Annotated in this window: 10 protein-coding genes and 1 riboswitch; of the genes, 4 read left to right on the forward strand and 6 right to left on the reverse strand. The window is 74.9% G+C overall.

Translation table 11 applies throughout. The features are described 5' to 3' along the window. Positions 1-399: 399 nt before the first annotated feature. On the reverse strand, positions 400-4,008 hold the full coding sequence (gene cobN, locus SCWH03_RS12755) for a cobaltochelatase subunit CobN (RefSeq protein WP_173264514.1): 3,609 nt from the start codon (positions 4,006-4,008) through the stop codon (positions 400-402). Between the two features lie 55 nt (positions 4,009-4,063). Next, positions 4,064-4,142, reverse strand: a riboswitch (cobalamin riboswitch). 92 nt (positions 4,143-4,234) lie between these two features. On the opposite strand from cobN, the gene SCWH03_RS12760 reads away from it, so the two are divergent. From SCWH03_RS12760 to SCWH03_RS12775, 4 genes are all read left to right on the forward strand, one after another. Next, positions 4,235-5,761 carry a ferredoxin-like domain-containing protein gene (locus SCWH03_RS12760; protein WP_254076724.1) on the forward strand — a complete coding sequence of 509 codons (1,527 nt, stop codon included), beginning with the start codon at positions 4,235-4,237 and terminating at the stop codon, positions 5,759-5,761. Further along, the gene (locus SCWH03_RS12765; protein ID WP_173264299.1) at positions 5,758-6,399 is read left to right on the forward strand and encodes a precorrin-8X methylmutase; all 642 of its coding nucleotides are present in this window, start codon (positions 5,758-5,760) and stop codon (positions 6,397-6,399) included. The genes SCWH03_RS12760 and SCWH03_RS12765 overlap by 4 nt, the downstream gene beginning before the upstream one ends. Positions 6,400-6,458: 59 nt before the next feature. After that, complete coding sequence (gene cobJ, locus SCWH03_RS12770; RefSeq protein WP_371872670.1) at positions 6,459-7,913, forward strand: precorrin-3B C(17)-methyltransferase; 1,455 nt, start codon at positions 6,459-6,461, stop codon at positions 7,911-7,913. Between the two features lie 513 nt (positions 7,914-8,426). Then, on the forward strand, positions 8,427-9,170 hold the full coding sequence (locus tag SCWH03_RS12775) for a cobalt-precorrin-6A reductase (protein ID WP_173264301.1): 744 nt from the start codon (positions 8,427-8,429) through the stop codon (positions 9,168-9,170). 384 nt (positions 9,171-9,554) lie between these two features. Here SCWH03_RS12775 and cobM read toward each other — a convergent pair whose 3' ends face one another. The 5 genes from cobM to SCWH03_RS12800 form a co-directional block, all read right to left on the reverse strand. Next, positions 9,555-10,304, reverse strand: a complete 750-nt coding sequence (cobM, locus tag SCWH03_RS12780) for a precorrin-4 C(11)-methyltransferase (protein WP_173264302.1) — start codon at positions 10,302-10,304, stop codon at positions 9,555-9,557. After that, positions 10,301-11,545, reverse strand: coding sequence for a precorrin-6y C5,15-methyltransferase (decarboxylating) subunit CbiE (gene cbiE, locus SCWH03_RS12785; RefSeq protein WP_173264303.1), 1,245 nt, complete (start codon positions 11,543-11,545; stop codon positions 10,301-10,303). The genes cobM and cbiE overlap by 4 nt, the downstream gene beginning before the upstream one ends. Positions 11,546-11,808: 263 nt before the next feature. Next, positions 11,809-12,663 carry an ABC transporter permease gene (locus tag SCWH03_RS12790; protein ID WP_173264304.1) on the reverse strand — a complete coding sequence of 285 codons (855 nt, stop codon included), beginning with the start codon at positions 12,661-12,663 and terminating at the stop codon, positions 11,809-11,811. Further along, positions 12,660-13,646: an ATP-binding cassette domain-containing protein gene (locus tag SCWH03_RS12795; RefSeq protein WP_173264305.1), complete on the reverse strand. Its 987-nt coding sequence runs from the start codon at positions 13,644-13,646 to the stop codon at positions 12,660-12,662. The genes SCWH03_RS12790 and SCWH03_RS12795 overlap by 4 nt, the downstream gene beginning before the upstream one ends. Before the next feature lie 621 nt (positions 13,647-14,267). Continuing rightward, a complete protein-coding gene (locus SCWH03_RS12800) occupies positions 14,268-14,645 on the reverse strand; it encodes a hypothetical protein (protein ID WP_173264306.1) in 378 nt (125 codons plus the stop codon). Positions 14,646-14,856: the final 211 nt, after the last annotated feature.

The raw sequence follows: 14,856 nt of genomic DNA on the forward strand, positions 1-14,856 counted from the left end.
GCCGGTGACGGAAGTCTTACGTCCGCCGTCCGCCGTCCGCCGTCCGCCGTCCGCCGTCCGCTTCCCCGTTCCTTTCCTTCCCGGTCCCGGTCCCGGTCCCGGTCCCGGCCCGGTCCCCGGGCAGGCGCTGCCGCTTCCCCGGTCCGGTCCCCGCGTCCCGCGGCGCGCCCGGACCGGGGCGCAACGCCCCGCACCCCGGCGGACCGGACCGCACGGGTGCGGACGCCGGGTCTCGGGGAACCGCCCGGCCGCTGCCGGGGACCTGGCGGTCCCGGCCCGGCGCCGCCAGGACCGGCGCCACGCCGGGACCGGACCGCGCATGCCCCGGCTCCCCGGACAGCAGCCCGGCACCGGCACCGGTGGGGGCGCGGGCACCGTGCCGCCCACCGGGGCCGGGCGTCAGCCGTCGCCCTCCAGATCGCCCTCCGTCTCGAGGAAGACCTGGCGCAGGGCGTCGACGACCGCCGGGTCGGGCTTCTCCCACATGCCCCGGGACTCCGCCTCCAGCAGCCTTTCGGCGATGCCGTGGAGGGCCCAGGGGTTGGCCTGCTGGAGGAACGCGCGGTTCTCGGGGTCCAGGACGTACGCCTCGGCGAGCTTGTCGTACATCCAGTCGGCGACCACGCCGGTCGTGGCGTCGTAGCCGAACAGGTAGTCGACGGTGGCGGCGAGTTCGAAGGCCCCCTTGTAGCCGTGGCGGCGCATCGCCTCGATCCACCGGGGGTTGACGACGCGCGCGCGGAAGACGCGGGAGGTCTCCTCGACGAGGGTGCGGGTGCGGACCGACTCCGGGCGGGTGGAGTCGCCGATGTACGCCTCGGGCGCGCTGCCGCGCAGCGCGCGCACGGTGGCGACCATGCCGCCGTGGTACTGGAAGTAGTCGTCGGAGTCGGCGATGTCGTGCTCGCGGGTGTCGGTGTTCTTCGCCGCGACCGCGATCCGCCGGTAGGCCGTCTCCATCTCCTCCCGCGCCGCGCGCCCCTCCAGGCCCCGGCCGTACGCGTAGCCGCCCCACACGGTGTAGACCTCGGCGAGGTCGGCGTCGGTGCGCCAGTCGCGGGAGTCGATGAGCTGGAGCAGCCCGGCGCCGTACGTGCCGGGGCGGGAGCCGAAGATCCGGGTGGTGGCCCGTCGTTCGTCGCCGTGTGCGGCGAGGTCGGCCTGGGCGTGGGCCCGTATGTAGTTGGCGTCGGCGGGTTCGTCGAGCGCGGCGGCCAGCCGGACCGCGTCGTCGAGGAGGCCGATGACGTGCGGGAACGCGTCGCGGAAGAAGCCGGAGATGCGCAGGGTGACATCGACGCGGGGGCGGCCGAGTTCGGCGGGCGGGATCGGTTCGAGGCCGCTGACACGGCGGGATGCCTCGTCCCAGACGGGGCGGACGCCGAGCAGCGCCAGGGCCTCGGCGACATCGTCCCCCGCGGTGCGCATCGCGCTGGTGCCCCAGAGGGACAGCCCGACGGACGTCGGCCAGCGGCCGTTGTCCTCGCGGTAGCGCTCCAGGAGGGAGTCGGCGAGCGCCTGCCCGGTCTCCCAGGCGAGGCGGGAGGGCACGGCCTTGGGGTCGACCGAGTAGAAGTTGCGGCCCGTCGGCAGCACGTTGACCAGGCCGCGCAGCGGTGAGCCGGACGGTCCGGCCGGGACGAAGCCGCCGTTCAGCGCGTGGACGGCGTGGTCGAGTTCGTCGGTGGTGGCGGCGAGGCGCGGGACGACCTCCCGGGCGGCGAAGTCCAGGATGTCCGCGACGGCCTGCCCGTGGCCCTCGGCCACCGGGGCGACTGCGGCCGGGTCCCAGCCCGCCTCCTCCATCGCCTCGACCAGGGCGCGGGCCCTGTCCTCGGCCTCGTCGGCGCCGCTGCGGGTCGCGGCGGACTCGTCGAGGCCGAGCGCCTCGCGCAGTCCGGGCAGGGCGGTGCTGCCTCCCCAGATCTGCCGGGCGCGCAGGATCGACAGGACGAGGTTGACCCGCTCCGGGCCGGTGGGCGCGCCGCCGAGGACGTGCAGCCCGTCGCGGATCTGGGCGTCCTTGACCTCGCAGAGCCAGCCGTCGACGTGCAGCAGGAAGTCGTCGAAGCCGTCGTCGGCGGGGCGCTCCGCCATGCCGAGGTCGTGGTCGAGCTTCGCCGCCTGGATCAGGGTCCAGATCTGGGCGCGGATCGCCGGCAGCTTCGCCGGGTCCATGGCGGAGATCTGCGCGTACTCGTCGAGGAGCTGCTCCAGGCGGGCGATGTCGCCGTAGGAGTCGGCGCGCGCCATCGGCGGGACGAGGTGGTCGACGAGGGTGGCGTGCACCCGGCGCTTGGCCTGGGTGCCCTCGCCGGGGTCGTTGACCAGGAAGGGGTAGACGAGCGGCAGGTCGCCGAGCGCGGCGTCGGGCGCGCAGGCCGCGGAGAGCCCCGCGTTCTTGCCGGGCAGCCATTCCAGGTTGCCGTGCTTGCCGAGGTGGATCATGGCGTCGGCGCCGAAGCCGGCGTCGTCCTGGCGGGCGGCCATCCAGCGGTAGGCGGCGAGGTAGTGGTGCGAGGGCGGCAGGTCGGGGTCGTGGTAGACGGCGATCGGGTTCTCGCCGAAGCCGCGCGGCGGCTGGATGACGATCAGCAGGTTGCCGCGGCGCAGGGCGGCGAGGACGATGTCGCCCTCCGGGTTGCGGGAGCGGTCCAGGAACATCTCGCCGGGCGCCGGGCCCCAGTGCTCCTCGACGTGCTCGCGCAGTTCCCGCGGCAGGGTCGCGTACCAGCGCTTGTAGTCGGCGGCCGGGATGCGGACCGGGTTGCGGGCGAGCTGCTCCTCGGTGAGCCAGTCCTGGTCGTGTCCGCCGGCCTCGATGAGGGCGCGGATCAGTTCGTCGCCGTCGCCGGACGCCAGGCCGGGTATCTCCTCGGTGCCGAAGTCGTAGCCCTCCGCCCGGAGCCGGCGCAGCAGGGCGACGGCGGAGGCGGGGGTGTCGAGGCCGACGGCGTTGCCGATGCGGGAGTGCTTCGTCGGGTACGCGGACAGCACCAGGGCGAGCCGCTTCCGGGCGTTGGGGATGTGGCGCAGCCGGGCGTGGCGCACGGCGATGCCGGCGACGCGGGCGGCCCGCTCGGGGTCGGCGACATAGGCGGGGAGGCCGTCCTCGTCGATCTCCTTGAACGAGAAGGGGACCGTGATGAGGCGGCCGTCGAACTCGGGTACCGCGACCTGGCTGGCGGCGTCCAGCGGGGACAGGCCCTCGTCGTTGTCCTCCCAGGCGCTGCGCGACCCGGTCAGGCACAGCGCCTGCAGGACGGGGACGTCGAGCGAGGCGAGGGCGCCCGCGTCCCAGGCCTCGTCGTCGCCGCCCGCCTGGGCCCCGGCCGGGGCGGTGCCGCCAGCGGCGAGGACGGTGGTGACGACGGCGTCGGCGCCGCTGAGCCTCTCCAGCAGCTCGGGTTCGGGGGTGCGCAGCGAGGCGACGTACAGCGGCAGCGCCCGGCCGTCTGCCTCCTCGACGGCGTCGCACAGGGCCCCGACGAAGGCGGTGTTGCCGCTCATGTGGTGCGCGCGGTAGTAGAGGACGGCGATCAGGGGGCCGGTGCCGTCCCGCGGGGTGCGCTCCAGTTCCCCCCAGGCGGGGGCGGGCGCGGGCGGCGCGAAGCCGTGGCCGGTGAGCAGGACGGTGTCGGACAGGAACCTGGCGAGCTGCTCCAGGTTGTCCGGGCCGCCGTGGGCGAGATAGGCGTGGGCCTCGGCAGCGATGCCGATGGGGACGGTGGACGCCTCCATCAGCTGGGCGTCCGGGGCCTGTTCGCCGGTCAGGACGACCACCGGGCGGCCCTGGGCGAGCAGCGCGTCGAGGCCCTCCTGCCAGGCGCGGAGGCCGCCGAGCAGGCGCACGACGACCAGGTCGGTGCCGTCGAGCAGACCGGGCAGCCGGTCCAGCGGCAGACGGGAGGGGTTCGCGAAGCGGTACCGCACCGGCCCTTCGGCGGCACGGGCGCTGAGCAGGTCCGTGTCGGAGGTCGACAGCAGGAGGATCGTCGCGTACGTCATCGCGCGCACAGGCCTTCCTCGGGGTTTCCGCGCCCCGGGTGGTCGTGGTCGGCGGGAGTTCCTGACTCACCGGGCCCCGTCGGGGATCCGGCTCACAGTGGCGGGACCGCGCCGGAATCTCACCGGGCTTCCTCCCTCGGGCCCTGGGACCCTGTGCCGTCTCGCATAGTAGAGGCAGCCGCCCCGGCGGGGGGCCACCGGGACGGGTCTGGGTATGCTCGCCGCCATGCCGCCCCCACCGACAACAGCCCCGGACCAGGGCGAAAGCCATATACGGGACCGGGGTGACGCCTGCCCGGGTGCGCTGCGGCTGCACCCGGCGGCCGACGGCGGGCTGGCCAGGCTCCGGCTCCCCGCCGGCTTGCTGACGGGGCGTCAACTGTGGGCGCTGTCACTCGCCGCGGAACGGCTGGGGGACGGCGCGCTGAGCATCACCTCCCGGGGGAACGTGGAGCTGCGCGGCCTGGCGGACGGCTGCGGGCAGGCGCTGGCGGAACTGCTCCGCGAGGCCGGACTGCTGCCTTCCGACACCCATGAGCGGGTGCGCAACATCGTGGTCTCGCCGCTGGCCGGTCTCGACGGGCGCGACGGTGGTGACGGACGCGACGGACGCGACGGGCACAGAGAACAGGGCGGACGCGGCGACCACGGCGGGCATGCAGGCCGGAGCGGGCAGGACGGTGCGGACGTCCGGTCGTGGGCCCGGGAACTCGACGCGCTGCTGTGCGCGAGCGAGTGGGCGGCGGGGCTCTCGGGGCGGTTCCTGTTCGCCCTGGACGACGGCCGGTGCGACGTCGCAGGGCTCGGCGCGGATGTGACGCTGCTCGCCGCCGGCGGCGGGTGGGGCGGCGAGCCGGGGGGCGGGCGGGTGGAGCTGCGCATCGGCCGCCAAGCCTTCCGTGTGCGCGCCGACGACGCCGCGCGGGCGGCGCTGGCCGCAGCCGAGGCGTTCCTCGCCACGGCGGCCGAGGCGGGCACCGGTGCCTGGCGTGTGCGGGAGCTGCCGGAGGGACAGGACATCGCGGTGGGCGCGGCGCTGCAGCGGGCCGGGGTGGCGGCTGCGCCGCACCACCCCGTGCCCGGAGCGGATCGCCCCGCTCCGGGTCCGGGACCAGGGCCCTCGGCGGGCAGTCCCAGGGCGGACGGGCACGTGGTAGTGGGTCCCTCGGCGGACGGCCCCGCGGGTCCGGGCGCCGGGCCGCTGCCGGGGCTCGTCGGGGGACCGGGCGGCTGGGCCGTGTCCGTACTCGCCCCCCTCGGGAGGCTCACCGCCGGGCAGGCCCGGGAACTGCTTCCGGCCCCGGCGGACGAGGTGCGGCTGACCCCCTGGCGGGGGGCCGTCGTGCCCGGCTTCGCCGACCGCGGAGCGGCCCGGGCGCGGCTCGACGCACTGCGGCGGGCGGGGTTCGTCACCGGCACCGGCTCACCCTGGTACGGGGTCGGCGCGTGTACCGGCCGGCCCGGATGCGCCCGCTCCCTCGCCGACGTACGGGCCGACGTACGGGCCGACATAGGGGAATACCTGCGGGCCGGTGCCCGGGCCGGCACCGCGCCCGGCCCGGGCGGGCTGCCCGTGTACTGGTCCGGCTGCGAGCGGCGCTGCGGCCGCCCGCAGCAGGACCATGTGGACGTCGTGGCCACCGGGGACGGCGCATACCGCGTGACCGCGCCGCGGGGCACGGCCGTGCCCGTACCGTCCCGCGCAGAACTCGGCGACACCATCGCCACAGCCCGGATCCGTGCGACGAAATGAGCGACCAGACCGTGTTCGACTACGAGAAGGACGGAGCGGAGATCTACCGCCGGTCCTTTGCCACGATCCGCGCCGAAGCCAGGCTCGACGCACTGCCCGCCGACATCGGCCGGGTCGCGGTGCGGATGATCCACGCCTGCGGCATGGTCGACCTCGTCGGCGATCTGGCGTACTCGCCCGGCGTCGCGGCCCGCGCCCGGGAGGCGCTGCGCGCCGGGGCGCCGATCCTGTGCGACGCCCAGATGGTCGCCAGCGGCGTCACCCGCAAGCGGCTGCCCGCCGGCAACGAGGTGCTGTGCACGCTGTCCGAGCCGTCCGTGCCGGAACTGGCCGCGGAACTCGGCACCACGCGCAGCGCCGCCGCGCTCGAACTGTGGCGGGACCGCCTCGACGGCGCGGTGGTCGCCGTCGGCAACGCCCCCACGGCGCTCTTCAGACTGCTGGAGATGATCGGCGAGGGCGCGCCCCGCCCCGCCGCCGTGATCGGCGTACCGGTGGGCTTCATCGGCGCGGCCGAGTCCAAGGACGCCCTCGCCGCGCACGGCGGCGGCCTGGAGTACCTGGTGGTGCGCGGCCGGCGCGGCGGCAGCGCGATGGCCGCGGCCGCGATCAACGCGATGGCGAGTGAGGCGGAGTGAGCACACGGCAGGCAGGCAGGCTGTACGGCGTCGGACTCGGCCCGGGGGACCCGTCGCTGATGACGCTCCGGGCGGCCCAGGCCGTCGCGGAGGCGGACGTCGTGGCGTACCACTGCGCCCGGCACGGCCGCTCCATCGCCCGCTCCATCGTGGCGGCGCACCTGCGCCCCGACCACATCGAGGAGCGCCTGATGTACCCGGTCACGGTCGAGACCACCGACCACCCCGGCGGCTACCGGGGGGCGCTCGACGACTTCTACGAGGACGCCGCTGCCCGGCTCGCCGCGCATCTCGACGCCGGGCGGACGGTGGCCGTGCTCGCCGAGGGAGACCCGCTCTTCTACGGCTCCTACCAGCACATGCACAAGCGGCTCGCGCACCGCTACCGCACCGAGGTGATCCCCGGTGTGACCTCGGTGAGCGCCGCTGCCGCGCGACTCGGGGAGCCGCTGTGCGAGGCGGAGGAGACGCTGACGATCATCCCCGGCACGCTGTCCGAGGAGGAGCTGACCGCCCGACTCGCCGCCGCCGACTCAGCGGTGGTGATGAAGCTCGGCCGGACCTTCCCCGACGTGCGGCGGGCGCTGGAGCAGGCGGGCCGGCTGGCGGACGCCCGCTATGTGGAGCGGGCCACGATGGCCGGGGAGCGCACGGGACGGCTCGCGGACGTCGACCCCGAGTCCGTGCCGTACTTCTCGATGGCGGTGCTGCCGAGCCGGATCGACGAGGTGCGGCCCGACGCGCGCCCCCGGGGCGAGGTCGCCGTCGTGGGCACCGGACCTGCCGGGCCGCTGTGGCTGACGCCGGAGACCCGGGGTGCCCTCGCCGCCGCCGACGACCTGGTCGGCTACACGACCTATCTGGACCGGGTGCCCGTGCGGGCCGGGCAGTGCCGCCACGGCTCGGACAACAAGGTGGAGGCCGAGCGGGCGGAGTTCGCCCTCGACCTCGCCCGGCGCGGCCGCCGGGTGGCGGTGGTGTCGGGCGGCGATCCGGGGATCTTCGCCATGGCGACGGCCGTACTGGAGGTCGCGGCGCGGGAACCGTACAGGGACGTGCCCGTACGCGTACTGCCCGGCCTCACCGCCGCAAACGCCGCCGCGGCCCGCGCGGGTGCGCCGCTGGGGCACGACTACGCCGTCATCTCCCTCTCCGACCGGCTGAAACCCTGGGAGGTCATCGCGGAGCGGCTGACGGCGGCGGCCGGTGCCGACCTCGTCCTGGCCCTCTACAACCCCGGGTCGCGCAGCCGCACCTGGCAGGTCGCCAAGGCCCGCGAGCTGCTCCTCGGCCATCGCGCCCCGGACACCCCGGTGGTCGTCGCACGCGATGTCGGCGGCCCGGAGGAGAACGTGCGGATCGTACGCCTGGGCGGACTCGACCCGGAGGAGGTGGACATGAGGACGCTGCTGCTGGTCGGCTCGTCGCAGACCCGTACGGTGCGCCGCGGTACGGGCGAGGAGGTCGTCTGGACACCGCGCACCTATCCGGCGGGGGATCCGGCCGCGGACTGAGCCCTCGTCTCCCGGCGGGGCGCCCGGTCCGCGGGACCCGGCCGCCGGCGCGCTGCGCGCGGCCGGGGGCGTGGCGCGCACACGGCCCGGGGTCGGGGCGTCACGCCGCACACGGCCCGGCGGTCGGCGCGGATCCACCCGCCCTGACGGTCCCGCCCTGACCTGGGAGCAGGTCCGGGCGGGCCGGGCTCCTCGGTTCCGCCCCCACCGGACCGGGCCGGCCGCTCCCGGGCGTCCCGGGCATGCGGGGCGTCCCGCCGATCCAGCAGGCCGCGCCGGTCCAGCCGGGTCAGCCGGTCGTGGCGGCCCGGCCGCCCCTCCGGTCCCGGCGATCCGGCGATCCGGCGATCCGGCGGTACAGCCCGGCGCTACCGCAAGGCCGGGCGGACCCGGGGGTCCGGCCGGGTCCGCCCCCGCACAGCGGTCCCGGGTGTCCCGCCGGGTCCGGCGGCCGATGTGCTTGAGTGGGTCGCCGCGCCCGCTCACAGGCGCCGGTTCACTCGTGGAGGTCCCGTGCACGTCCTGGTTCTCGGCGGTACGACGGAGGCCCGCACCCTCGCCGAGTCACTGCACGCGCGCGGGGAGCGGGTGACCACCTCGCTCGCCGGACGCGTCGCGGCACCGAGACTCCCCGGGGGCGGGATACGGATCGGCGGCTTCGGCGGGCCCGAGGGCCTCGCGGCCTGGCTGTCCGAGAACCGGGTGGATGCGCTGGTCGACGCCACCCACCCGTTCGCCGGGACGATCAGTTTCCACGCGGCGCGCGCCGCCGACATGGCGGACGTCCCCCTGCTCGCGCTGCGCCGGCCGGGCTGGGTGCCGACGGCGGGCGACGACTGGCACCCGGTCGACTCCCTGGCGCAGGCGGCCGAGACACTGCCCTCGCTGGGCCGCCGGGTCTTCCTGACGACGGGCCGCATGGGCCTGTCGTCCTTCGCGCACCTCGACCGGCTCTGGTTCCTGGTCCGTTCCGTCGACCCGCCGCAGCCGCCGCACCCCCCGCGCATGAGGGTGCTGCTCGACCGCGGCCCCTTCACCCTCGACGGTGAACGAGCCCTCCTCGCCGGCCATGCCCTCGACGTCCTGGTGACCAAGGACAGCGGCGGCGCCGCGACCTCGCCCAAACTCACCGCGGCCCGCGAAGCGGGCCTTCCGGTCGTCGTGGTCCGCCGCCCGCCCGTGCCCGAGGGCGTCCCGACGGCGTCGACGGCCAGGGAGGCACTCGACTGGCTGACGGGGCCGGCGTCCGGACGGTAGCAGGACCGGTGCCCGAGGGGCGGGGCCTCTGGGTGCCGGGGGCAGGGGGCAGGGGCCGGTGGGCAAGGGGCAGGGGCCGGTGGGCGAGCGGCTTGACGCTCCGCGGCCCCTCGGCGCACGGCCGTTGGCGGATCCACGGCCCGTGACCGGACACGCGGCATCTGGCGACCGCACCGGACACCCGGCGGACCGTGCGGCCCGGCAGCCGGACCGTACCGGCAGCCGGCAGCCGACCCCACCCACCGACCGACCGCACCCACCGACCGACCGCACCCACCGACCGACCGCACCCACCGACCGACCGCACCGACCGACCGACCGCACCGACCAACCGACCAACCGACCGCACCGACCACCCGGCGGCCGCCCGCGCACGCCCCGCCGTCAGCAGACGTGCCGGTCGCGGGCCGGGTCGTACAGGTGGCTGTCGCGGAACCGCGCGGCCGCCAGAGTGCGGCCCACCAGGATGACCGCCGTCCTCACGACACCCGCCTCCTTCGTCAGCCCGGCGATCTCGTCGAGTGTGCCCCGCAGGACCAGTTCGTCCGGGCGGCTGGCCATGGCCACCACCGCGGCAGGGCAGTCGGGGCCGTAGTGCGGCAGCAGTTCCGCGACCACGCGGTCGATGTGGCGGGCGGCGAGGTGCAGGACGAGCAGTGCCCCGCTGCGGCCGAGGGTGGCCAGGTCCTCGCCCTCGGGCATGGGAGTGGCCTGCTGCGCGACCCTGGTCAGGATGACGGTCTGACCGACCGTCGGCACGGTCAGCTCCCGCTTCAGCGCCGCCGCAGCGGCGGCGAACGCCGGAACGCCCGGGATGACCTCGTAGGCGATCCCCGCCGCGTCCAGCCGCCGCATCTGCTCCGCCACCGCGCTGAAGACCGACGGGTCGCCCGAATGCAGCCGGGCGACATCACGGCCCTCCTCGTGGGCGCGGACGAACTCCTCGGTGATCGCGTCCAGATCGAGGTCCGCGGTGTCCACCAGACGCGCGTCCGGCGGGCACTCGGCGAGAAGGTCGGCAGGGACGAGTGAGCCCGCGTAGAGGCACACCCGGCACGAGGCGAGCGTCCGCGCGCCCCGCAGGGTGATCAGATCGGCGGCACCGGGGCCCGCGCCGATGAAGTAGACGGTCATGAGGATCCTCCTGCGGGGGGTTTGGTCACCGACCACTGAGTCACGGGCATCGCCTGCCGCCAGCCGGTGAACCCGCCCACCGGCACCGCGTGCGCCACCGCGAGCCGCACCAGCTCCCCGCCGTGCCGCAGATAGCGCTCGGCGAGCAGCGCCTCCGACTCCAGCGTCACCGTGTTGGCGACGAGCCGACCGCCCTCCGGCAGCGCGTCCCAGCAGGCGTCGAACAGCCCCGGCGCGGTGAGCCCGCCGCCGATGAACACCGCGTCCGGCACGGGCAGCTGGGCCAGCCCGTCCGGCGCCGCGGCGGTGACGACCCGCAGTCCGGGCACGCCGAGCGATTCGGCGTTCCGCTCGATGCGGCGCGCCCGCTCCGCGTCCCGCTCGACCGCGACCGCACGACACGACCGGTGCGTACGCATCCACTCGATCGCGAGGGAACCGGAGCCGGAACCCACGTCCCAGAGCAGTTCGCCGGGGGCCGGCGCGAGCGCGGCGAGCGTCGCCGCGCGCACATGGCGCTTGGTCAGCTGGCCGTCGTTCTCATACGCCTCGTCGGGCAGCCCCGGGCCCGCGCCGAGCCGCAGCGCCCCGGGAGCGCGTACGCAGGCCACGGCGACGATGTTGAGCGGATCGCCCGGCGGATGGTTCCAGCTCTCCGCAGTACCGGATACCCGCTGCTCCCGTCCGGACCCGAGCTGCTCCAGCACCCGCATCCGGCTGGGGCCGAAACCCCTGGCGGTCAGCAGCGCCGCCACCTCCGCCGGGGTCGCCGCGCCCGCGCTCAGCACCAGCAGCCGGCGCCCGTGGTGGAGCGCCGCGGACAGCCCGGCGGCCGGCCTGCCGACCAGCGTCACGACCTCGGTCTCCTCCACCGGCCAGCCGAGGCGCGCGCAGGCGTACGAGACGGACGACGGGTGCGGCAGCACGTGGACCGCCCCGGAGCCGGCGACCTCGGTGAGGGTGCGGCCGATGCCGTGGAACATCGGGTCACCGCTCGCGAGGACGGCCAGACGGCGGCCGGCGTGCTCGGCGAGCAGCACGGGTACGGCGGGGCGCAGCGGGGACGGCCACGGCACGCGCCGGCCCGTGCATTCGTCGTCGGGCAGCAGTGCGAGCTGGCGCGGGCCGCCGACGAGCACCTCGGCCGTGCGCAGCACGGCACGGGAGGTCTCGGGCAGTCCGTCCCAGCCATCGGCGCCGATCCCGACGACGGAGACGGCGGGGCGGGGGTCGGGGTTCACGGACCGGACTCTACTGACGAGCGGTGGAACACCTGGTCGCGGGGGTGGCGGCCAGGGCCGCCGTCGGGTGGGCCGTACGGGATCGGATCACCCCGGTGCCGGCGCTCAGCGCCGGCGGCGAAGCCCTCGCCGGCGCTGGGCGCCGGCAGCCCGTCTTCGCCGCAGGCGAGACCGGTCGGTACGTGGCTGAAGCCCCCACGTGAACGCGCGGGCGGAGTCATACGTCCGCATTCCGAACGCGCGGGTCCGGCCCCGTCGGGCCGTCAACGGCGGTTGTACAGGCGCATGGTGGCGGCGCCGAAGCCCATCACGAACACCGCCGCCCAGCCCAGGGTCCAACCGATGTCGGCCATGGGCCAGTTGCCGGCCATCAGCTCCCGTACCGCCGTCGCCAGATGGGTGACCGGGCTGTTGTTGACGAACGCCTGCAGCCAGCCGGGCATGGTCTTCGGCTCGACGAAGACATTGCTCAGGAAGGTGAGCGGGAAGATCACCATCATGCTGACGCCCATGACGGATTTCTCCGTGCGCAGCAGCAGCCCGAACATCGTCCAGATCCAGGAGAAGGCGAAGGAGAAGACGAGCAGCAGGGCCACCCCGAGCAGGACGCCCAGCGGCCCGCCCCCCGGCCGGTAGCCGATGACCATCCCTACCGTCAGCAGCACGGCGGACGCGATGACATAGCGGACCACATCGCCGAGGAGATAGCCCACCATCGGCGCGGGCCGCCAGATCGGCAGAGTGCGGAAGCGGTCGAAGACACCCTTGTCGATGTCGGTGTTGATGGCGACTCCCGTATACATCGTGATCATCACGACGCTCATCACCAGGATGCCGGGGAGCAGGAACTGGATGTACGCGTCGACCGACCCGGCCAGCGCCCCTCCGAAGAGGTAGGTGTACATCAGCACCATCATGATCGGAAACGCCGTGACGTCGAACAGCTGTTCCGGCACATGCTTGATCTTGAGCATGGCGCGCCAGCCGAAGGTCATGGACGCGGAGAGGGCGCTCGGGCGGGCCGGGCGTTCCCCGGCGACCAGCAGGGCCGCCAGGGACTCCGTCCGGGGAGCGTTGCGGGTGAGGTCCTCGGCTTCCCGGGTCACTGCGGTGCTCATGCGGTGGCTTCCTTCTCCGTGTCGGGCGTGCGGTCGGTCAAAGCGAGGAAGACCTCGTCCAGGCTGGGCTGGCCCAGTGCGAAGGTGTCGACGGTGATGCCCTCGCGGGCCAGTTCGGCCAGTGCCCGGGCGGCCTGGTCCGCGGCTCCGAGTTCCGTGCTGTGGCCGTCGACCCGGGCCGTCAGGGCCACCGGGTCCGGGTCGAGCTGGACCCCGGCGTTCAGCGCGGCGGTGAGGACGCGTTCGGCGTCCGGGCGCCGCGCGGCGTCGCGCAACCGCACATGGACGGCTCCGGCTCCGACGGACGCCTTCAGCTCGCCCTTGGTCCCCTCGGCGATCACCCGGCCGTGGTCGATGACGGCGACGCGGGAGGCCAGCTGGTCGGCTTCGTCCAGGTACTGCGTGGTCAGCAGGACGGTCGTACCCTCAGCGACGACGGCCCGCACGATGTCCCAGACCTGGTTGCGGCTGCGCGGGTCGAGACCGGTCGTCGGCTCGTCCAGGAAGAGCAGGTCGGGAGTGTTGAGGATCGACGCGGCGATGTCGATGCGGCGCCGCATACCCCCCGAGTAGTTCTTCACCTGGCGTTCGGCGGCCTCCGTCAGCCCGAACGCGTCGAGCAGCTGCTCGGCCCGGACGCGTGCGGCCCGCTTTCCGTGGCCGAGGAGCCTGGCGAGCAGGAGCAGGTTCTCCGTGCCGGTCAGATCCTCGTCCACCGAGGCGTACTGCCCGGTGAGGCTGACCCTGCCGCGCACCGTGTCGGCTTCCGCCAGCACATCGCTGCCGAAGACCAGCGCCTCGCCGCCGTCCGGCCTGAGGAGGGTGGCCAGCATCTTCACCGTGGTCGTCTTTCCGGCCCCGTTCGGCCCCAGGAGGCCGTAGACGGAGCCGGCGGGCACACGGAGATCGACGCCGTCGACGGCCCGGTTCGCACCGAACACCTTCACCAGGGCGTTCGTCTCGATGGCCATATCCGTACTCATCGTCGAGTTCCTTCGGTTCCTTCGCTGCGGTGGCCGCGGTCGCGGTCCGCGGGGTGGTCCGGGCAGCGGGGCGGGTCGGGGCAGCGGGGCGGGTCGGGGCAGCGGGGCGGGTCAGGGGGACGGGACGGGGGCGGGAGCGGGGGCTTGCGGACCTCTCCCGGTCTCGCTCGGACAGGTCCTCCACGAGATGCAGACCGATGCCGTCGCACAAACTCACCGCACGGGGCACGGTGAAATCCGTCCGGAGCCTCTCCTCGACCGCGTACGGTCCCCGCGAGCCGCGTCCGTACTCACAGGTGACGGGATCTCGCGGCCCGGTCCCCCCTTCCGGGGTGTGACCGCACTCCTCCCGGCGCTCTGGGACTCCAAGCGCTCCCGGACCGCTCGGGCCTCCCGGACCCCGGAGGACGGGAGGGTGTTCCTCGTATACGACATGCATCGGGACGGCAGCCGGGGGCGCCCCGCAGCGGGCGGTACGGGGGGCTCCTCCGGGGACCGGCTCTCTCCGCTCTCTCCCCGGTCCCACCCCGCAGGGCGCGAGAGCGCGAGGCGCGGCCGCCGGATCGGATCCGGCGGCCGCGCCTCGCGAGGTGCCTCGGGGGGAGACGTGATGCCTCGACGTCATTCCTCGTGGACGTAGAAGGTGTAGAGCATCACGCAGAACGTCGCCGCCGCGATGATCGCGGACAGCACCACAGACATGAGGATGCTGTCACCGGACAGGCTGTGGAGATAGCCGAAGGCGCTGCCGACGAGCACCGCGTAGGCAGCGGCGCGCAGCTCCCGCGGGAGACCGTGCTGGTAGCGGCCCAGGGCGTAGCAGAGCCCGGCGAGCACCACGCAGGAGACGAGTCCGATCGCGAACTGCGCGGCCCCGGACTCACCGGACATCCGGGCGAGGAAGGACGTGTAGAGGCCGTAGATCACGCCGAGCACGGCCGGCAGCACCATGCCCAGGGTGCTGCTTTGGCGCCGCTGGGGCACCGCCGTGTGGGCCATGGCAGAACTCCTTCCGCTCCGTCCCCCGGCTCCCCTCCCGTCCCCTCCCGTCGCCTCCCGTCCCCTCCCCCAGCGGACACCCGGGCAGCCCGTGCGGCAAGTGGATCAGGGCGGGGGCCATGCACCGCCCCGGGCGCCGGGCCCCGGCGGACGCGGCCCGGCGGGCACCGGGCGGGACCGGGCAGCACCGGGCGGGACCGGGCGGGACCGG

This window comes from Streptomyces pacificus (genome assembly GCF_011766325.1).
GTDB classification, from domain to species: Bacteria; Actinomycetota; Actinomycetes; order Streptomycetales; family Streptomycetaceae; genus Streptomyces; species Streptomyces pacificus.